Annotated in this window: 18 protein-coding genes and 1 pseudogene; 3 read left to right on the top strand and 16 right to left on the bottom strand. The window is 67.8% G+C overall.

Annotated features, from left to right (window positions below):
• Nucleotides 1-35: 35 nt before the first annotated feature.
• From HCU76_RS08130 to HCU76_RS08105, 6 genes are all read right to left on the bottom strand, one after another.
• Nucleotides 36-1,202, bottom strand: coding sequence for an acyltransferase (locus HCU76_RS08130; RefSeq protein ID WP_218508962.1), 1,167 nt, complete (start codon nt 1,200-1,202; stop codon nt 36-38).
• A gap of 54 nt (nt 1,203-1,256) precedes the next feature.
• Nucleotides 1,257-2,663, bottom strand: coding sequence for an efflux transporter outer membrane subunit (locus HCU76_RS08125; RefSeq protein WP_218509079.1), 1,407 nt, complete (start codon nt 2,661-2,663; stop codon nt 1,257-1,259).
• Between the two features lie 41 nt (nt 2,664-2,704).
• The gene (locus tag HCU76_RS08120; RefSeq protein WP_213955719.1) at nt 2,705-3,913 is read right to left on the bottom strand and encodes an efflux RND transporter periplasmic adaptor subunit; all 1,209 of its coding nucleotides are present in this window, start codon (nt 3,911-3,913) and stop codon (nt 2,705-2,707) included.
• Nucleotides 3,914-3,981: 68 nt separating this feature from the next.
• Nucleotides 3,982-7,191 carry an efflux RND transporter permease subunit gene (locus HCU76_RS08115; RefSeq protein WP_218508961.1) on the bottom strand — a complete coding sequence of 1,070 codons (3,210 nt, stop codon included), beginning with the start codon at nt 7,189-7,191 and terminating at the stop codon, nt 3,982-3,984.
• A gap of 129 nt (nt 7,192-7,320) precedes the next feature.
• A complete protein-coding gene (locus HCU76_RS08110; protein ID WP_218508960.1) occupies nt 7,321-7,521 on the bottom strand; it encodes a 4-oxalocrotonate tautomerase in 201 nt (66 codons plus the stop codon).
• 70 nt (nt 7,522-7,591) lie between these two features.
• A complete protein-coding gene (locus tag HCU76_RS08105; RefSeq protein WP_218508959.1) occupies nt 7,592-8,350 on the bottom strand; it encodes a class II aldolase/adducin family protein in 759 nt (252 codons plus the stop codon).
• A gap of 128 nt (nt 8,351-8,478) precedes the next feature.
• On the opposite strand from HCU76_RS08105, the gene HCU76_RS08100 reads away from it, so the two are divergent.
• From HCU76_RS08100 to HCU76_RS08090, 3 genes are all read left to right on the top strand, one after another.
• Nucleotides 8,479-9,207, top strand: a complete 729-nt coding sequence (locus HCU76_RS08100; RefSeq protein WP_218508958.1) for an alpha/beta fold hydrolase — start codon at nt 8,479-8,481, stop codon at nt 9,205-9,207.
• Between the two features lie 150 nt (nt 9,208-9,357).
• On the top strand, nt 9,358-9,579 hold the full coding sequence (locus HCU76_RS08095) for an AbrB/MazE/SpoVT family DNA-binding domain-containing protein (RefSeq protein WP_213955724.1): 222 nt from the start codon (nt 9,358-9,360) through the stop codon (nt 9,577-9,579).
• Nucleotides 9,579-9,983 (top strand): PIN domain-containing protein, encoded by a 405-nt coding sequence (locus HCU76_RS08090; protein WP_218508957.1) that lies wholly within the window; start codon nt 9,579-9,581, stop codon nt 9,981-9,983. Before HCU76_RS08095 ends, HCU76_RS08090 begins: the two co-directional genes overlap by 1 nt.
• A 37-nt stretch (nt 9,984-10,020) precedes the next feature.
• On the opposite strand, the gene HCU76_RS08085 is transcribed toward HCU76_RS08090, so the two are convergent.
• The 10 genes and pseudogenes from HCU76_RS08085 to HCU76_RS08040 form a co-directional block, all read right to left on the bottom strand.
• Nucleotides 10,021-10,575 (bottom strand): GNAT family N-acetyltransferase, encoded by a 555-nt coding sequence (locus tag HCU76_RS08085; protein WP_218508956.1) that lies wholly within the window; start codon nt 10,573-10,575, stop codon nt 10,021-10,023.
• Nucleotides 10,576-10,682: 107 nt separating this feature from the next.
• Nucleotides 10,683-12,116, bottom strand: coding sequence for a decarboxylating NADP(+)-dependent phosphogluconate dehydrogenase (gene gnd, locus HCU76_RS08080; protein ID WP_218508955.1), 1,434 nt, complete (start codon nt 12,114-12,116; stop codon nt 10,683-10,685).
• Nucleotides 12,117-12,340: 224 nt separating this feature from the next.
• Complete coding sequence (locus HCU76_RS08075) at nt 12,341-13,318, bottom strand: tripartite tricarboxylate transporter substrate binding protein (protein ID WP_218508954.1); 978 nt, start codon at nt 13,316-13,318, stop codon at nt 12,341-12,343.
• A gap of 221 nt (nt 13,319-13,539) precedes the next feature.
• Nucleotides 13,540-13,953 (bottom strand): annotated as a pseudogene (locus HCU76_RS36555) (DUF6691 family protein); the annotation flags it as partial.
• Nucleotides 13,954-13,958: 5 nt separating this feature from the next.
• On the bottom strand, nt 13,959-14,390 hold the full coding sequence (locus tag HCU76_RS08065) for a YeeE/YedE family protein (RefSeq protein ID WP_213955765.1): 432 nt from the start codon (nt 14,388-14,390) through the stop codon (nt 13,959-13,961).
• A 19-nt stretch (nt 14,391-14,409) separates the two neighbouring features.
• Nucleotides 14,410-15,039 (bottom strand): 3'-5' exonuclease, encoded by a 630-nt coding sequence (locus tag HCU76_RS08060; RefSeq protein ID WP_213955730.1) that lies wholly within the window; start codon nt 15,037-15,039, stop codon nt 14,410-14,412.
• Complete coding sequence (locus HCU76_RS08055) at nt 15,036-15,470, bottom strand: TfoX/Sxy family protein (RefSeq protein ID WP_218508952.1); 435 nt, start codon at nt 15,468-15,470, stop codon at nt 15,036-15,038. The genes HCU76_RS08060 and HCU76_RS08055 overlap by 4 nt, the downstream gene beginning before the upstream one ends.
• Nucleotides 15,471-15,503: 33 nt before the next feature.
• Nucleotides 15,504-15,977: a GNAT family N-acetyltransferase gene (locus HCU76_RS08050; protein WP_213955732.1), complete on the bottom strand. Its 474-nt coding sequence runs from the start codon at nt 15,975-15,977 to the stop codon at nt 15,504-15,506.
• Nucleotides 15,974-16,834 (bottom strand): S-formylglutathione hydrolase, encoded by an 861-nt coding sequence (gene fghA, locus HCU76_RS08045; RefSeq protein WP_213955733.1) that lies wholly within the window; start codon nt 16,832-16,834, stop codon nt 15,974-15,976. The genes HCU76_RS08050 and fghA overlap by 4 nt, the downstream gene beginning before the upstream one ends.
• Complete coding sequence (locus tag HCU76_RS08040) at nt 16,831-17,742, bottom strand: alpha/beta fold hydrolase (protein ID WP_213955734.1); 912 nt, start codon at nt 17,740-17,742, stop codon at nt 16,831-16,833. The genes fghA and HCU76_RS08040 overlap by 4 nt, the downstream gene beginning before the upstream one ends.
• Nucleotides 17,743-17,860: the final 118 nt, after the last annotated feature.

The raw sequence follows: 17,860 nt of genomic DNA, 5'->3' as shown, positions 1-17,860 counted from the left end.
CTCCGCCTTGTTCTGCGCTTGATTGCAAAGTCGTATCAGGACCCGCTGGCGTGCAGATAGCGCTTGGGCAGGCCGGCGACGAAGCGTCGCACCTCATCGGTCTTGCGCTCGAACAGCCACCAGAACACGCCGCCCACCACCAGCAGCAGGGCCAGCCAGCCGGTGAATTGCAGGATGCCGGCCAGGTCTGGGCGCACGCGCGTCGTGCCATAGCCAAGTGCGCCGATCAGCGCCACCAGCGGAAAGTGCGAAAGGTACAGCGAGTAGGAGAAGGTCGACATGCCGTGGCTCAGCCGCACGAACATCGAGTTCATGTTCTTCGGCATTGGCAGGTTGGCCAGGGCCACGCACAGGATGCAGAAGCACACGCCGATGGTCGGGTCCACCGGCCAGCCGAGGCGCGCCTGCAACGTGTCGGACTTGCTGTAGCCCAGTGACGCGGCAAAGGCCACCAGGCCCACCACCATCACGACACGTCGCAGCGTCGGAGACAGCCGGCCGCGGCTGAAGTAGACGACCAGGCCCATCAGCCAGATCGAATAGGCATCGCGGATGTCCGCCGGCAGCCAGAACAGGATCGCGACGGCCAGCGCGCCGGCCACCACGCGCGGCGCCACCGTGCCGGCCTCGCGGCGCACCGACCAGCCAATGGCCACCGAACACAGCGGAAACAGCACGTAGTACCAGAACTCGTTGGCCAGGCTCCACAGAGGACTGTTGATGCCGAACACCGGCGTCAGGATGGTTTGCACGAACACGAGGTTGCCGAGCAGGGTGCTCCAACTGCTCGAATAGTCGTGGCCATCGACCGGGCCCGAATTCCAGATGGGCTTGTAGCCGCCGCTCAGCACGTCCGGCGCCATGCTGGCCAGCACCTGGTCGACCACCGCGGTGAGCAGCAGGGCGGGCACCAGCACCACCCATAGCCGCGACAGCCGGGCCAGCGCATAGCGGCCCGCGTTGAAGCCTGCGCCGCTGCGCAATACGGATCCACCGACGAAGAAGCCGCTCAACACGAAGAACACCATCACCGATTGGTGGCCGAGGCCGGTGGCGGCATAGAAGGCCTTCTGCAGCAGGTTTCCTTGCCCGAGCTCGGCATAGTCCACGATGGTTGCGGCTCGCAAATGGCCCAGGCAAACCGCAATCGCGGACAGGCCGCGAACGAAGTCCAGCCAGACGAATTTGTGTTCAGTGTTCAAAAGGGGAGAGCACCGCGTGGGGTGAGCCTGTGTCGGAACACCATTGTGCAGCCGCTATCCGCAGCCGGGCGCCGGGTCCCGTGACGTACTGCACCAATCGCCGCCCAAAGCCTTCACGAGGAACACCGAGGTGACGAGCCGCTGGCCCAGCACCTGGGCCGCCTGGCGCTCGGTGTTGAGCACGGCCTGCTGCGCGGTGATGACGTCGAGGTAGGTCGAGGCGCCGCCCTCGTAGCGCGTGGTGGACATGTCGAGCACGCGCCGCGACGCGGCCACGGCCGACAGGGCCTGGCGGCTGGCGTTGTCGAGCGCGGCCAGGCCGCTGATGCCGTCCTCGACTTCCTGCATCGCGGTCAACACCACGCGCCGGTAGTTTGCCACCGTGGCCTCGTAGCCGCCCTGGGCGAAATTCACGTTGGCGCGCATGCGACCGCCGTCGAACAGCATCTGCGTGGCCGACACACCCACCGACCACAGCAGGCTGGGCGCATCGAACAGCGACTCGATCATGCGGCTGTCCATGCCGACCGTCGGCGCCAGCGTGATGCTTGGATAGAAGGCCGCCGTGGCAATGCCGATCTGCGCATTGGCCGCCGCCATCGCGCGTTCCGCCGAGGCCACGTCGGGCCGGCGCTGCAGCACCTCCGAGGGCAGGCCCAGCGGAATGGCCGGCGGCGTCATGGGCTTCAGGTCGGGCGCCACGGAGAAGGCCGGCGCGGGCGTGCCGGTGAGCGTGGCCAGGGCATGCTCGTATTGCGCGCGTTGCTTCTTCAGCAGGTCGACCTGGGTCAGCGTGTTCTCCAGCAGCGCCTGCTGCTGCGCCACGTCCAGGCCCGACACGGCGCCGAGGTCATGCCGCGCAGTCACGAACTCCAGCGCGCGGCGTTGCAGTTCGATGCTGCGCAACACCACGTCGAGTTCGACGTCGGTGTAGCGCAGGTTGAAATAGTTGGTGGCCAGGTCCGCGGACACCAGCAGGCGCGCATTGGCCAGGTCGGCGGCCGACTGTTCGGCGGAGGCGGCGGAGCCTTCGACCAGCCGCTTCACGCGCCCGGCAAAGTCGATCTCGTAGCTGGCCGTGAGGGACAGGGCGAAATCGTTCTGTACCGTTTCGAAGTTGGGCGTGCTGTAGTTCGTCAGCGGCCGGTTCCCGGAAATCTTGAAGCGCTGCGCCCGCACCCCGAGGCCGACCTGCGGATAGCGTGCGGCGCTGCTCGCGTCCAGCGTGGCGCGCGCCTGCATCAGCCGCGCGACCGCAATCGCCACCGTCGGGTTGTCGGCCAGCGCCTTCTGCTGCAGCGCGTCGAGCTGCGCGTCCTGGTAGCGGGTCCACCAGCGTCCCTTGTCGATCGAGTCGCCGGGCTCGGCCTGGCGCCAGGGATGCTCGACCTGCCAGGTCACAGGCAGGTCCGGCGTGCTCGGCGCGCGGTAGTCCGGGCCGACGGCGCAGCCGGCGAGCATCGCCGCCACAGCCAGCGAGACGGCAACGCGGTACGACGGCTTCACGGGCTTTCCTTGGCCAGGGCCACCACATCGCCTTCGGCCAGCGAGTCGGAGGGGTTGAGCACGAGCCGATCGGTGGGGGCGATGCCGTCCAGCAGTTCCACGGTCTCGCCGTAGTTGCGGCCCAGAGTCACCTGGCGCAGGCGCACCGTGTTGTTGGCATCGACCAGCGCGACGCGCGTGCCCTCGGCGCGGAACAGCAGCGCGTTCGCCGGCACCGTGAGCGACAGGCTCGCCGCCAGGGGCAAGGAGACCTGCACGTAGGCGCCCGGCAGCAGGATGCCTTCGCGGTTCGGCAAGGACACCTCGACCTGCATCATTCGCGTGGCGGTATCGATGGCGCCGGAGGAGCGCGCGACTTCCCCCTTGAAGGTCTGGCCACGCAATTCGGCCTGCGTCACGACCACCGGCTGGCCGGCCTTGATGAGCTGGGCATAGGCCTGAGGCACGTTGATGTAGACGCGCAGCGGGTCGGTCTGGGAGAGCAGGAACAGCGGCCGGCCGCCATTGCCGGCGCCGGCGTCTATGAGGTCGCCGACGTCGACATTGCGTCGTGTGATGACGCCAGCGAAGGGCGCCAGCACGCGCTTGAATCCTTCCGTCTGCTTCAGTCGCTGCACGTTGGCGTCGGCGGCGGCCAGGTTGGCGACAGCGGAGGCGACCGCGCTGCGGCGCTCATCGAGGTCCTGTTGCGAGACCACGTCCTTCTGGCGCAGCGCCTCCCAGCGGGCCACGGTGCTCCTGGCCAGCGAGAGCCCGGCGGCGGCCTGCTCGCGCGCAGCAACGGCCTGCGACAGTTGCTGGTCGATTTCGGGTGTCTCGATCTCGGCCAGCAACTCGCCTTGCTGCACCCGCGCGCCGATGTCCCTGGTCCAGCGCTTGAGGTAGCCGCTGGCGCGCGCGTTGATCGGCGACTGCACGAAGCCCTGCAAGGTGCCCGGCAGCGCCAGCGTCTGGCCCGCGGTGGGCTTGGTCGGCAGCGCGGTCTTGACGTACTGCGTGGCCCGCTCGGTGGTGCCAGCCTGCAGTTCCTTCGCGTTGGACATTCGCACGAGGACCGTGCGCGCGGCGCCGATCCCGAGCAGAACCAGCACGATGAGCACCAGCCAGCGCGTGCGGCGCACGATCTGGCGGCGCCGCAGCAGGTCGTGGTGATCGTCCGTTTCGCCGCCGTGGATGGCCAGGCCGGCGTGGCGTTGCTCACTCATGGCCAGGCTCCTGTGAGAAGTCGCGGGGCAGGGAAAGCACGCAATGCAAGAGCGTGGGCGTCATGGCTTCAGTTCTCCTGGGGCGCCGCGTTGGCAGGTGGCGCCGGATGGTTTTGTTCGCGGGCCGCCTTGCGGTGCGCAAGCCGGCTGTGCACGCTGGCGAAGACCACCGGCACGAAGAAGAGGGTGGAGACGGTGGCGAACAGCAGGCCGCCGATCACGGCGCGACCCAGCGGCGCATTCTGCTCGGCGCCTTCGCCGAGGCCGAGCGCCATCGGGATCATGCCGATGATCATCGCCAGCGCCGTCATCAGCACCGGCCGGATGCGCGTGGCGCCGGCCTCCAGCGCGGCCGACAGCGGCGGTACGGCTGCTGCCAGGCGTTCGCGGGCAAAGGCAATCAGCAGGATCGAGTTGGCCGTCGCCACGCCCATGGTCATGATCGCGCCGGTCAGGGCCGGCACGCTCAGCGTGGTGCCGGTGATGAACAGCATCCATGCGATGCCGGCGAGCGCCGCCGGCAGCGCCGTGATGATGATGGCCGCGTCGATCCACGACTGGAAAGTCACCACGATCAGGAGGTACACCAGCACGATCGCCATCAGCAGCCCGACGCCCAGGCCGATGAAGGAGTTCTGCATGGTCTGAACCTGCCCGCGGATCGTGACGACGTTGCCGCGCCCGAGCTTGGGACGCATCTCGTCGACCAGTTTCTTCACCTCGCCGGCGACATTGGCCAGGTCGGTGCCCTGCACGCTGACGAACACGTCGACGACCGGCTGGATGTTGTAGCGCGACACGATGGCCGCCTGCCGCGCCGCCTGCGCGTCAACCAGGTTGCCGAGCAACTGCGGCGCCTGGTTGCTGTTCGGCCCCGAGTTGCCGACCGGAATGTTGAGCAGCGAATCGAGCGAGTCGACGTTGTACTGCGGCGACTGCACCGCGATGTTGTAGACCACGCCGTTCGCCGGATTGAGCCAGAAGGCCGGCGCCGTCTGCGAACTGCCCGACAGCGCGATCAGCACGTTCTGGCCGACGTTCGATGCGGTCAGCCCGTATTGCTGCAGCCGCGTGCGATCCATCTGCAGGTTGAGGCTGGGGCCGTCCAGGCGCTGGTGCACGTGCGCGTCGACGGCGCCGGGGATCTTGCGGATCGACTTCACAAGGTCGGCCGCGAAGGCCGCGTTGCTGGCCTGGTCGTTGCCGCCGAACTGCACGTCGATGGCAGCGGGCAGGCCGAAGTTCAGGATCTGCGTGACGATGTCGGCGGGCTGGAAGAAGAACTCCGTGCCCGGGAAGCGCTTGGGCAGTTCGGCGCGCAGCAGCGTCACGAACTTCTCGGTGGGCTCGTGGCCTTCCTTCAGCGACATCAGGATCTCGCCGTCCAGCGTGCCGATGGTGCCGGCGTTGCTGTACGAGAGGTTGATGCCGCTGTTGGGGACGCCGAGGTTGTCGAGGATGGTCTCGAGCTGGTCCTTCGGGATCAGTTCGCGGATGGCCTGCTCCACCGCGTCGGCCAGGCGTGCCGTTTCCTCGATGCGCGTGCCGGTCGGCGTGCGCATGTGCAGGCGGATCTGGCCGCCGTCCACGCTCGGGAAGAAGTCGCGGCCGAGGACGGTGAACAGCCCGCACGAGAGCACGCAGAAGCCGAGGAAGATGCCGATGAAGGCGCCGCGCCTGGACAGCACCGTCGACAGCACCAGCGTGTAGGCGCGGCGCACGCGTTCGAACTGCCGGTCGAAGGCGCGGTAGAGGCGCTGCAGCAGGCTCGGCTTCGTGCTCGCCGCATTGGCTTCATGCACGCCGCCCATCAGCAGCATCACCAGCGTCGGCACCAGCGTGCGCGACAGCAGGTAGGAGGCCAGCATCGCGAACACCACCGCCTCGGCCAGCGGCACGAACAGGAAGCGCGCCACGCCGCTGAGGAAGAACATCGGCACGAACACGATGCAGATGCACAGCGTCGACACGAAGGCCGCCGCACCGATCTCGCCCGCGCCGGTGTCGATCGCCTCCAGCAGCGGCGTGCCCATGTGCAGATGCCGCTCGATGTTCTCGATGGTGACGATGGCCTGGTCGACCAGGATGCCGACCGACAGCGCGAGCCCGCCGAGCGTCATGAGGTTCAGCGTCTCGCCCAGGCTGTACAGGACCAGGATGGACGCCAGGATCGACAGCGGGATGGTCAGCGCGATGATCAGCGTGCTGCGCCAGTTGCCGAGGAAGAGCAGCACCATCGCCGCCGTCAGCGCCGCCGCCAGCGCCGCTTCGGCCACCACGCCCTGCACGGCCGCCTTGACGAACAGCGACTGGTCGAACAGCGGCGTGATCTTGATGTCCTGCGGCATGCCCTGCGCCGCGACCGGCAGCAGCGCGCGCAGGTTGGAGACGATGTCCAGCGTCGATGCACCGCCGTTCTTCAGCACGGACAGCAGCACGCCGCGCACCCCGTCCTGGCGCACCACATTGGTTTGCGGCGAGAAGCCGTCGCGCACATAGGCGACGTCGCGCAGGTAGGTCGTCGCGCCGTTGACCGTGCGCACCGGCAGGTCGTTCAGGCCGACGATCTCGTTCGGCGAGCCGTTCATCTTCACCGCGTATTCGGTGGCGCCGAACTTCACCGTGCCGGAAGGCAGGATCAGGTTCTGCGTGTTGACTGCGTTCACCACGTCGGTAGGCGACAGGCCGCGCGCCTGCAGCGCCTGGGTGTCGAGGTCGACCGAGATCAGCCGGTTCTTGCCGCCGTACGGAAAGGGCACGGCCGCGCCGGGAATCGTGATCAGTTGGGGCCGCAACTGGTTCACGGCCGCGTCGAACAGCGAGTTCTCGGCCCGCGTCGGACTGGACAGCGCGAGCTGGATCACCGGGATGCTGGATGCCGAGTACTTGATCACCAGCGGCGGCGTGATGCCGGGCGGCAGCTGCCGCACCTGCGTCTGCATCGAGGCCACCACCTGCGCGATGGCGGTCTCGATGTTGGCGGTCGGCTGGAAGAACACCTTGATCACCGACACGCCCGCCAGCGACTGCGACTCGATGTGCTCGATGTCGCTGACGGTGGTGGTCAGGCTGCGCTCGGTCTGGGCCGAGATGCGGTTGCCCATTTCCGAAGCCGGCAGGCCGTTGTAGTTCCAGATGATGCTGATCACCGGAATGTTGATTTCCGGGAAGATGTCCGTGGCCATTCGCAGCAGCACGAAGGGCGTGGCCAGCACGATCAGCATCGCCATGACGATGAAGGTGTAGGGGCGGCGCAGGGCGAGTTGGACCATGGACACGAATTGTTACTTCAATCGGCGAAGGGCGTCATCGTAGGGGCAAAGCCCGCAAGGACGGCATGCAGCACATTTGGTGCCTGCCGTCGGCTTTACGTTCCCGATACCAGCTCGACTCGCTCTGCGCGGGCTTCAGCCGCCCGGTCGCGGCGGATCGCTCCAGAGCGAGCCGCCGGTGGCCCAGTCCTGCTTGGCGATGTCATAGAAGACGATGTCGACGGACCCCGGCGAGCCGCCGAGCGTGCGGACCGTGGCGTCCGTCAGGGCTTGCGCGAGGGCGCGCTTCTGCTCGACGGTGCGGCCCTCGAAGAGTTCGACTCGGATGGTGGGCATGGTTGGGTGGTTCCTGTGGGTTTGTGCGTGCTGAGTTTGCTGCGACTTTGGGGCGCGTGCCGAGGCCCGTTCATTCGCGGTACCCCGGGTCGCTGCGATCCAGCCGGCGCAGCAGCGCCGGCCATTCGACATCGCCGTCCCATTCGCTGCCGTCGCCCACCCATTCGTCGTAGGTGCGCGCGGCCAGCGCGTCGCCGACGACCCGCAGCGCGCCGCCCGTGGCCGCCATCGCGCGCAACTGCGCCTTGGCGGCTCGCTCCAGCAAGTGCATCAGCATCCAGGCCTCGGCCACGGTGCGACCGACGACCAGCGTGCCGTGGTTCTCGAGGATCAGGCCGTCGAGCGCGCCGAGGTCGGCCACCAGCCGCCGCTGTTCGTCCGGGCCCAGCGCCAGCCCCTCGTAGGCGTGGCGGCCGAGCCGTCGGTAGAGGCGCATCGCGTACTGCGACGTTGGCTGCAGGCCGTCCGGCAGCATCGACAAGGCCACGCCCCAGGGTGTATGCAGGTGGATCACGCATTCGACCTCGGGCCGGGCCGCGTGCACCGCGCCGTGGATCGCGAAACCGCTGGGATTGACGCGCGCGCCGGAGCCGTCGACCACCTCGCCGCGCACGTTCACCTTGACCAGGCTCGATGCCGTGATTTCGTCGAAGGTGGCGCCAAAGGGGTTCAGCAGGTAATGGCCCGGCTCGCCGGGCACGCTGGCCGACAGGTGCGTGTAGACCGTGTCGTCCCAGCCGTTTTGCGCGGCCATGCGGTAGGCGGCGGCGAGGTCGGTGCGGACCTGCTGCCCGGTGCGGGCTGGGCGTTGGCGGCGGTTCTGGTTCATGCGATGCAGGCTGTCACGCGGCGGAGGGAGCGCCACTTTAGCGCTGCGGCACGGCGCGCGTGCGGCGGGCGCATGTCGGGCGATTCCCGTACGATTTCCCCCGCCCCAAAACCACAACGGAGACATCCATGCCTGACACCTATGTCCTTGTCCATGGCGCCTGGCACACCGGCGCCGAGATCGAAGCCGTCGCCGCCGTCATGCGCGAGGCCGGCCACACCGTGCATTGCCCGACCGTCGCCGGCAACCGACCCGGCGACGACCGCGCCAGCACCGGCCTGGCACATGCGATCGATTCGATCGTCGCCTTCATCGAGGAGCAGAACCTGAGCGAGGTCAGGCTCGCCGGCCACAGCTACGGCGGCATGGTGATCTCCGGCGTGGCCGATCGCATCGCGGCGCGGCTGAAGCGGCTGGTCTACATCAACGCCTTCGTCCCGCTCGACGGCGAGTCGCTCAACGACATGGTGCCGCCGCACTACGTCGCGATGTTCGACGCCATCGCGGGCGCCGGCAACAACGCGGTCAACCTGCCCTTCGAGATCTGGCGCGACGCCTTCATCAACGACGCCGACATGGTCACTGCGCAGGCGGCGTACGCGAAGCTGAACCCGCACCCCTACGCCACCTTCACCGACAAGATCAAGCTGAGCCAGCCGCTGGCAGCGCTGGCGCTGGGCAAGTCCTACGTCAATTGCCAGCAGGACATCGCGCTGCCGCACAGCATGCCGTGGCATCCGCGGCTGTCGGAGCGGCTGGGGCTGTTCAGGCTGGTGGAGTGTCCGGGCAGCCACGAGATGTTCTTCTCGAACCCGAAGCGGCTGGCGCAGGCGATTCTTGAGGCGGGGCGTGATTAGGCTGGGCTTCGGCCGGGTGGCGTGTGCTGCTCACGATGCCGGGGCCTCCGGCAGCGTCACTGCCCGTCGATGCGGGTCCGGACGGCAGGTCGTAGCTTATTGCCAGCATTGCGATGTGGCATTACAATTCAATGAAAAGTAAGGCGAAAAATGACTGAGTCCACCATCACCGCCAAGGGTCAGACCACGGTCCCGGCCGACGTCCGGGCGCTCGTGCATGCCACGGCAGGAACGCGCCTGGTCTGGTCGGTGATGCCCGATGGCACCATCATCGTTCGGGCCAAGACCCGGTCCATCCTCGACATGGCCGGCATGCTGAAGGCCCCCAAGGGCAAGCGTGTTGCCGTGGACGACATGAACCCCTGGCGCTGATGCCGGCGCTGGACACCAATGTCCTTATCCGCTACCTGGTGCAGGACGACGAAGCGCAATTGGCGACGGCCAGGAAACTCATTCGCAAGTGCGTCAGCGAGGGCTTGACGCTGTTCGTGCCGGTGACCGTCACGCTTGAACTGGAGTGGGTGCTGCGTGCCAGTTTCGAGTATGCGAAGGATGACGTGATGGTGGCGTTGAGCAGCCTGTTCTCGGCCGCGGAACTGACCTTCGAGTCGGAGCAGGCCCTCGAGGTGGCCCTGCAGCTGTACCGAGGTGGCTCCGCCAACTTTGCCGACTGCCTGCACATCGCCTTGGCGGCTCAAGCGGGCGAATTGCCGCTGTGGACCTTCGACAAGCGTGCGGCCAAGGTCAACGGGGCGCGGCTGCCAGGCTCGCAGTAGTCGCCAAAGCACTTCCGCTGCGAGCGGCTGGCCCGGTTCACGCGCGTTCGGCGTCCCCCTTCAAGTCGAGCCGCAACCGCGTCACGTTGGGATCGCCCGGATCGCGCTGCGCCTTGAACCCCAGCTTGCGCGCCAGCGCCAGCATGCCGCGGTTGTCGTAGAGCGTGATGTCGGCCAGGCGCCGCACGCCGGCTTGCCCGGCGGCTGCGATGAGGCGGCGCATGAGCTTCTCGGCCAGGCCCCGGTGCTGCCAGGCATCGGCGATCACGATGGCGAATTCGGCGGTGTCGAAGCTCTCGGGCGTGTCGCCGCGCACGTAGCGTGCGACCCCGACTTCATGCACCTCGCCATCGGCTTCGCGCGCCAGCGCGATCAACGCCAGTTCGTGCTCGTAGTCGACATCGGTCATGCGGCGCAACTCGGGCTCTTCCGGAATCCGCGGCGACAGCAGCCGCGCGAAGCCGGTGGCCGGCGAGAGGTGATGCACGAAGTCGGTGTGCTGCGCCAGGTCGTCGGCGCGGATCGGCCGGATGCGGCACTGCGTGCCATCGGCCAGCTGGAAGTCCTCTGCGAGATGAGTCGGATAGTCCATGCATGCCTCCATGCGGGAAACACGGCGAAATCCGCCGGACCGCTGGCGCGGCCTCCGGCAGGCGGATGGAGGCTGCACGACCTGCGCCGGGCCCGGCGGCCGCGTCGTCAGCCGATGACCTCGGGCCAATCGGTGTGGAAGAACTGTCCTTCGGGCTTGTCGGTGCGCTCGTAGGTGTGCGCACCGAAGAAGTCGCGCTGCGCCTGCAGCAGGTTGGCCGACAGGCGCGCCGAGCGGTAGCTGTCGTAGTAGCCCAGCGATGCGCTGAAGGCCGGCACCGGAATGCCGTTGGTGACGGCCAGCGCCACCACCTCGCGCCAGTTCTGCTGCGTGCGGTTGAGCAGGTCCTTGAAGAAGGGCGCGAGCATCAGGTTGGCCAGTTGCGGGTCGCTGCGGTAGGCCTCGGTGATGCGGTTGAGGAAGCGCGCGCGGATGATGCAGCCGCCGCGCCAGATCGACGCGATGCCGCCGAAGTCCAGGCCCCAGTTCCTCTTCTCGCCCATGGTCTTGATGAGGTCGAAGCCCTGCGTGTAGCTGATCACCTTCGAGGCGTAGAGCGCGTCGTGCACCTTGGCGACGAGCTCCTTCTTCACCTTGTCGAGCGCCGGCACCGGGCCCTGCAATTGCGTGCTGGCGACTACGCGCTGCTTCTTCTGCGAGGAGAGCACGCGCGCCTCGACGGCCGCGTTGATGGTGCTGATGACCACCGCGTTCTCGGCCGCGTTGAGCAGCGTCCATTGGCCCGTGCCCTTCTGGCCGGCCTTGTCGAGGATCAGCTCGACCAGCGGCTGGCCCGTTTCCGGGTCCGTCTGCTCCAGCGCCTTGCCGGTGATCTGGATCAGGTAGCTCTGCAGTTCGCCTTCGTTCCACTCGGTGAAGATCGCGGCCATCTCCGCGTTCGTGAAGCCGGCCGCCTTGAACAGGCTGTAGGCCTCGCAGATCAACTGCATGTCGCCGTACTCGATGCCGTTGTGGATCATCTTCACGTAGTGGCCCGCGCCGCCCGGTCCGATGTGGATCACGCAGGGCTGGCCGTCGACCTTCGCAGCGATGCTCTCGAAGATCGGCTTCATCACTTCCCACGTGGACTCCGGCCCGCCCGGCATGATGGCCGGCCCCTTGCGCGCGCCTTCCTCGCCGCCCGATACGCCCGCGCCGATGAAGCGCAGGCCCTTGCTGGTCATATAGGCGTCGCGGCGCTCGGTGTCGGTGTAGAGGCTGTTGCCGCCGTCGATGACGATGTCGTCTTTTTCCAGCAGCGGGATGAGTTGCTCGATGACCTGGTCGACCGGCGCGCCGGCCTTGACCATGATCTGGATCTTGCGCGGCCTGGAAAGGCTCTGCACGAAAGCCTCGAGCGTGTCGCAGCCGACCAGCTTCTTGCCCGGATGCTTCGCCACGAATTCGTCGGTGGTGGCGGTGGTGCGGTTGTAGACGCTGACCTGGAAGCCGCGGCTTTCCACGTTCAACACCAGGTTCTGGCCCATCACGGCCAGGCCGATCAGGCCGAAGTCGCTCTTCTTGTCAGTGCTGCTGCTCATGTTGTCCCTAGTGAGGTGGGCAAGCGCCCGTTGTTGCGTCGAGCCAAGCATTTTGCCGGGCCTTGCGCCGGCGTGCTTCGCGGGGGAAGCGCAATGCCGCCCGGCTCAGGAAGCGGCGCGGCGGCGGCAGCCGTCAGGCCGCGCCACCGGCAGGGTCGGGTCGTTGAACCAGGCGGCCACGCCAGTGCGCGCCTGCCGGCAAGGTGGGCCCTCTCGCCTCCGTCTTATTGAGGCTGCAGGTTGATCGCCTTGGCGATCGCGCGGTAGCGGGCGTTTTCCGCTTCATAGAACTTCGCCGATTGCGCAACGGAGACGGGCTCCGACACCGTCTGCATCTGCACCGCCATCTGGGAGCGAACGGACTCGTCCTTCAGCGTGGCCTGGATGCCCGCATGCAGGCGCTCGACGACTGCGTCCGGCGTGGCCTTGGGCACAAAGAGTCCGCTCCAGATCGTGTACTCCAGCTTGGGAAGTTCCTTGCCTTCCGCGGCCGTGGCCACGTTCTTCAGGAACGGCGAACGTGTGGCGCCAAGCTGGCCGATGATCTTGAGGCGTCCCTGCTCGGCCATCGCGCCCATCGCGGAGCTGTAGACCAGCACCGCGAAGTCGACCTGCCCGCCGCCCAGGTCCTGCAGCAAGGGCGCATTGCCTTTGTAGGGCACATGGCTCAGCTTGATGCTGGTGCGCTGCTGTACGTCCTCCAGGATGAAGTGATAGAGCGAGCCGATGCCCACGCTGCCGTAGTTGAGTGGCTTGTCGGCCGACTTGCGCGCCAACGCGATCAGCTCGTCGACGTTGTTGACGGGCAAGTCCTTGCGCGCGACGAACACCATCGTGGCATCGGTCATCGGATGCACCAGCCGGAAGTCCTCGGCCTTGAGCTTGATGGCGGCATTGGCCAGCGAAGCGAGGATCAATTCGTTGGGGCTGCCCTGGAAGACGTAGCGCCCGTCGGCGGGCGCGGACAGCACCTTCTGCGCGGCGATCGAACCGCTCGCGCCGCCCAGGTTCTCGACGATGACCTGCTCCTTGAGCGCATTGCCAAGCGGTACGCTCACGATGCGGGCCGCGGAGTCCGAGGGTCCGCCGGCCGGGTAGGGGACCATCAGGTTGACGGGCTTGCCGCTGCCCTGGGCATGCGCGCCGCCCACGGCCAGCAGCAGCACAGTCAGCAGGGCGCCGAGTTTCTTGAAATGGGTCATGTCTTGCCTCCTTGAATAGGTTTTGTTGGAGTCGCCATGCCCGTGCCAATGCGAGGGTTCCCAGGCAGCTGACGGCGACAAGCGCGAGCATAGGGATGATCCAACGCATGGGACAGCCGGATAAACGCGATGCAGGCCCGCCCGGCACCCGTGCTGCGCCCGGCCCCGGCGTGGAGGGCGCGGGGCAGACGGGCTATGCCGCGGTCGCCTCTGGCTGCGCGACGGCGCAGCCGTTCAATCAGCTCGAAGCCAGCCATCCCGCTCACCATCGCCAGCACGAAGACCAGCGCCTTGGGCTCGCCCATGCCGAGCGCCACCAGGCCGGGACCGGGACAGAAGCCGGCTATGCCCCAGCCCACGCCGAAGACCAGGCTGCCAAGAACCAGCCGGCGGTCGATGCGACCGGCGCCGGGCAGCTTCATGTCCGTGCCCAGCAGCGAGCGCGTGCGGCGCCGCGCCGCGAGGAAGCCCAGCGATGCGACCGCAATCGCCCCCGCCATCACCAGGGCCAGCGACGGGTCCCAGCGCCCGAACAGGTCGAGAAAGCCCAGCACCTTGGCCGGATTGGCCATGCCGCACAGCAGCAGGCCGATGCCAAGCACCAGGCCTGAAGCGAAGGCAGCGAACGCTTGCATGTGCTTCAGCGCCACAGATGCCGCATGACGAACACCGTGGCAAAGCCGGCCGCCATGAAAGCCAGCGTCGCGATGATCGAGCGCGGCGAGAGCCGCGACACGCCGCACACGCCATGCCCGCTGGTGCAACCCGACCCATAGCGTGTCCCGAGTCCCACGAGCAAGCCGGCCGCGCCGACCCCGGCGAAGCCGATGTCGATCTGCAGCGGCGCCAACACGCCCCACCCCGCAAACGCGAGCGGCGCAGCCACCAGCCCGAGCAGGAAGGCCATCCGCCATCCGATGTCGCCCCGCGCCGGCCGCAGCAGTCCGCCCATGATCCCGCTGATCCCGGCGATGCGACCGTTGAGCAACGCGAACATGCCGGCGGCCAGGCCGATCAGCGCGCCGCCCGCCAGGGCGTGCCACGGCGTGAACGCGGTCCAGTCGATGGCGATGCGCAGCAACTGCATTGCGTCAGCCTCGTACGTCCGCCGAGTGCGCCGGCCGCAGCCCCAACGCCTCGTACACGCGCATCGCCGCCCAGGCATCGTTCGCCGCGTACCGAAGCTGACCTTCGCTCAGGTGCCGGCTGGACCAGTTCGACGTGCTCTGCTTGCGTGACTTGCTGAAGCGCTGTCCGAACACCAGCGCCACCGCCGTCTTCACGCCGACCGAATTCTTGTAGCCGCGACGCCGGAACACCATGTCCAGGTCGATCACGGCCTGCGGCTCCACGCCGAGCTTCGCGCGGATCTGCGTGCGGTCGCTGGAAAGGCCGAAGCCGACCTTGGTCAGCGCGCTGGAGGCCAGCAGGCTCGCGGCGGCGGCGCGGCAATCGGCATCGTGCAACTGGAACACCCAGGCGTGGTCGAGCGTCGCCAGTTGCAGCGTGTGCGGACCGGACGACACTTCGTTCTTCAGGAAGGTGGGCTTGGATTCGGTGTCGAAGCCGACCACGTCGAGCCGGCCCAGCGCGGCCAGCGCGCGTGCCGCGTGTTCGGCGGTGGCAACCAGTTCGATGTCGGGCATGCCGAGCCCGGGGAACTCGTCGAGCAGTGCGATTTCCTCGCGGGTGGGCAGCGGGGGTGGCGGCGTCGCGATCATCGCGCGGCCGCCTTGCGGGGGGCCTTGGCGGTCTTCGCGGCCTTCGCGCTCTTTGCGCTCTTCGCGGGCTTCGGCTTCAACGCGGTCCTCGGAGTCCGTGCCTTTGGCGCATGGCCGGATCGCAGCGCGGCCTCCCAGGCAAGTCGGCCCCAGGCCGCAGCCTCCTCGCGGTCCTCGAACACGTCGGCCGGCGCCTGGCGGTAGGAGGTCTGCATCGTTTTGTCACCCCTGCGGTATTCGAAGGCCGGCAGTTGGAGCCGGTCGAAGTGCGCGACGGTTTCGGCATCGGACTTCAGGTAGAGCGTGTCGGCGACCACCAGGCCGATCATGCGGCCCTCGTGGTAGATGCCGTGGCCGCCGAACATGCGCCGCGTCTCGATGCGGCCGAGCCGCTCGAAGGCTTCATGCAGGCTGGAAACAAACTCGCTCATGCCTGGTTCCTTGACATGGTGGGCGCGCGCGCGTCAGCGTGCGCCCGGGATGCAATGGTAGGCAACCCGTTGAATGCCCGTACCAGGGTGCCGGTCGACCACGCCGGGCGCCAGGCCGCGGCGCGCGTAGAAATGCTGTGCGTGCACGTTGTCGAGGGCCACGTGCAGCTTCCATCCTTCCGGCATGCGCCGGCTGGCCTCGTCGAGCAGCATGCGCCCGAGTCCCTGGCCATGCACGTGCCGGTCGACATACAGCTGCGCGACATAGCGGTGCGCCGTGTGCAGCACGATGAAGCCGAGCACCTGCTTTTCGCGTTCCACCAGCAGCAGTTCGCTGGGTGGCCTGAACTCCGCGTTCACGCGCGCGAGCCAATGGCCGATGGGCTCCACCACCATCGCATCGTGGCGCGCGGAAGACCACGCGCGGCGCCAGATGCCGGCCACGGCGACGGCTTCCTCGTGCGTGAAGCGGCTGCCGCGGACGTGGGAGGTGGGGGCCGGTGTCATGGGGTGTGGAGTGTCCGCGCATGATGCGCCAGATGGTCGGCCATGAAACTCTGGATGAAGTAGTAGCCATGGTCGTAGCCTTCGTGCCGGCGCAGCATGAGCGGCTGGCCGATCGCCGCGCAAGCGGCTTCCAGCAACTGCGGATGCAATTGTTCGGGCAGGAATTTGTCGGCCAGGCCCTGGTCGACCAGGATGCCGGCGGGGTAGGGTGCAACGGGCTGCTGCTGCATCAGCACCGTCGAATCATGTGCGAGCCAGCGCGTGGTGTCGGCGCCCAGGTAGCCGGTGAATGCCTTCTCGCCCCACGGGCATTGCATGGGCGCGCAGATGGGCGCAAAGGCCGACAGCGACTTGAACAGCCCGGGGTGGCGCAAGGCCAGCGTGAGCGCGCCGTGGCCACCCATCGAGTGGCCGAAGATGCCGAGCCTCTGCATGTCGAGCGGCAGGTGGGCGCCGACGAGCGGAAGCAGCTCCTGGATGAGCCAGCTTTCCATGCGCCAGTGCTTCGCCCACGGGGCTTCGGTGGCGTCGAGGTAGAAGCCGGCGCCCACGCCGAAGTCCCAGCTGTCGGCCTCGCCGGGCAGGTCGGCGCCGCGCGGGCTGGTGTCGGGCGCGATCAGCGCGATGCCGAGGTCGGCCGCCATGCGCTGGGCGCCGGCCTTGACCACGAAGGTCTCCTCGTTGCAGGTCAGGCCGGCGAGGTACAGCAACGCCGGCACCTTGCCGATCGCCGCCTGCGGCGGCAGGTAGATCGAGAAGCGCATCGGCAGGTCGACTTCGCGCGACGCGTGCTCCAGGAAGCGTTGCATGCCGCCGAAGCAGCGGTGTTCGGAGAGCAGCTTGAAGGGAGTGGTCATGGGCCGCGCGAGGCAACGAGTTCAAGGACCGCATCGGCGAACACGCGCGGCACTTCCTGCGGCATGTTGTGGCCCACGCCCGGCACGATGCGGTGCGAGCGCGGGCCAGTGAAGCGGGCGGCATGCACCGACGCGTCGGCCGGATCGCGCACGCCGTCGTCGGCGCCGTCGAAGGTGATGCACGGGACGGTGATGGCAGGCTGCGCGGCGAGCCGGCGTTCGATGTCGGCATAGGCCGGATCGCCCGGCACCAGGCCGAAGCGATGCCGGTAGGACTGGATCACCACGTCGACGAAATCCGGGTTGTCGAAAGCCGCGGCGCTGCGCTCGAAGGTGGCGTCGTCGAAAGGCCAGGTCGGCGACCACAGCTTCCACAGCAGCTTCGCGATGCCGCGCCGGTCCCTGGCCAGGCCGGCCCGGCCGCGTTCGCAGTGGAAGTAGTACTGGTACCAGAGCCGGTGCTCGTTTTCCGCCGTGTCGGGCTCCATGCCCCGCGCGATGTTCTGGATGTTGTAGCTGTTGTACGAGACCAGCCCGGTGCAGCGCTGCGGCCACAACGCTGCCACCACGCAGGCCGCGCGCCCACCCCAGTCGTAGCCGGCGAGCACGGCGCGCGGGATGTGCAGCGCATCCATCAGCGCGAGCAGGTCGGCGCCGAGCGCGGCCTGCTCGCCGGAACGCGGTGTCGCGGCGTCGAGAAAGCGGGTGGGGCCATAGCCGCGCAGGTACGGCACGATCACGCGGCAGCCTGCCGCGGCCAGCATCGGCGCGACCTCGGCATAGGAATGGATGTCGTACGGAAAGCCGTGCATCAGGAGCACTGGCGCGCCATCGGCCGGCCCAGCCTCGACAAATGCGACGTCCAGCACGCCGGCTTCGATGCGTTTCAGCGGCCTCAATGCTTCCATTCAACAATCCTCAAACGGCGACGGTTTCCATTCCAGAACCACCGCGGAACCGGCTTTGCCCGAACGCTGGTGGTGCCTCCGGTAGGGAGGGGGAGTCGCGGCACGAAGTGCCGCGGCG

Source organism: Variovorax sp. dw_308, from assembly GCF_019207085.1.
Lineage (GTDB): Bacteria > Pseudomonadota > Gammaproteobacteria > Burkholderiales > Burkholderiaceae_C > Variovorax.
The sequence above is the reverse complement of the archived record's forward strand: the minus strand, read 5'-3'. Positions and strand labels throughout refer to the sequence as shown.

Excerpts from the sequence above, each read along its gene's own strand:
- HCU76_RS08060 (WP_213955730.1), bottom strand. The coding sequence starts at position 15,039 with ATGATCGCGACGCCGCCACCCCCGCTGCCCACCCGCGAGGAAATCGCA.
- HCU76_RS08050 (WP_213955732.1), bottom strand. The coding sequence starts at position 15,977 with ATGACACCGGCCCCCACCTCCCACGTCCGCGGCAGCCGCTTCACGCAC.
- HCU76_RS08085 (WP_218508956.1), bottom strand. The coding sequence starts at position 10,575 with ATGGACTATCCGACTCATCTCGCAGAGGACTTCCAGCTGGCCGATGGC.
- HCU76_RS08125 (WP_218509079.1), bottom strand. The coding sequence starts at position 2,663 with ATGCTCGCCGGCTGCGCCGTCGGCCCGGACTACCGCGCGCCGAGCACG.
- HCU76_RS08090 (WP_218508957.1), top strand. The coding sequence starts at position 9,579 with ATGCCGGCGCTGGACACCAATGTCCTTATCCGCTACCTGGTGCAGGAC.
- HCU76_RS08105 (WP_218508959.1), bottom strand. The coding sequence starts at position 8,350 with ATGAACCAGAACCGCCGCCAACGCCCAGCCCGCACCGGGCAGCAGGTC.
- gnd (WP_218508955.1), bottom strand. The coding sequence starts at position 12,116 with ATGAGCAGCAGCACTGACAAGAAGAGCGACTTCGGCCTGATCGGCCTG.
- fghA (WP_213955733.1), bottom strand. The coding sequence starts at position 16,834 with ATGACCACTCCCTTCAAGCTGCTCTCCGAACACCGCTGCTTCGGCGGC.
- HCU76_RS08055 (WP_218508952.1), bottom strand. The coding sequence starts at position 15,470 with ATGAGCGAGTTTGTTTCCAGCCTGCATGAAGCCTTCGAGCGGCTCGGC.
- HCU76_RS08095 (WP_213955724.1), top strand. The coding sequence starts at position 9,358 with ATGACTGAGTCCACCATCACCGCCAAGGGTCAGACCACGGTCCCGGCC.
- HCU76_RS08110 (WP_218508960.1), bottom strand. The coding sequence starts at position 7,521 with ATGCCCACCATCCGAGTCGAACTCTTCGAGGGCCGCACCGTCGAGCAG.
- HCU76_RS08075 (WP_218508954.1), bottom strand. The coding sequence starts at position 13,318 with ATGACCCATTTCAAGAAACTCGGCGCCCTGCTGACTGTGCTGCTGCTG.
- HCU76_RS08040 (WP_213955734.1), bottom strand. The coding sequence starts at position 17,742 with ATGGAAGCATTGAGGCCGCTGAAACGCATCGAAGCCGGCGTGCTGGAC.
- HCU76_RS08120 (WP_213955719.1), bottom strand. The coding sequence starts at position 3,913 with ATGAGTGAGCAACGCCACGCCGGCCTGGCCATCCACGGCGGCGAAACG.
- HCU76_RS08100 (WP_218508958.1), top strand. The coding sequence starts at position 8,479 with ATGCCTGACACCTATGTCCTTGTCCATGGCGCCTGGCACACCGGCGCC.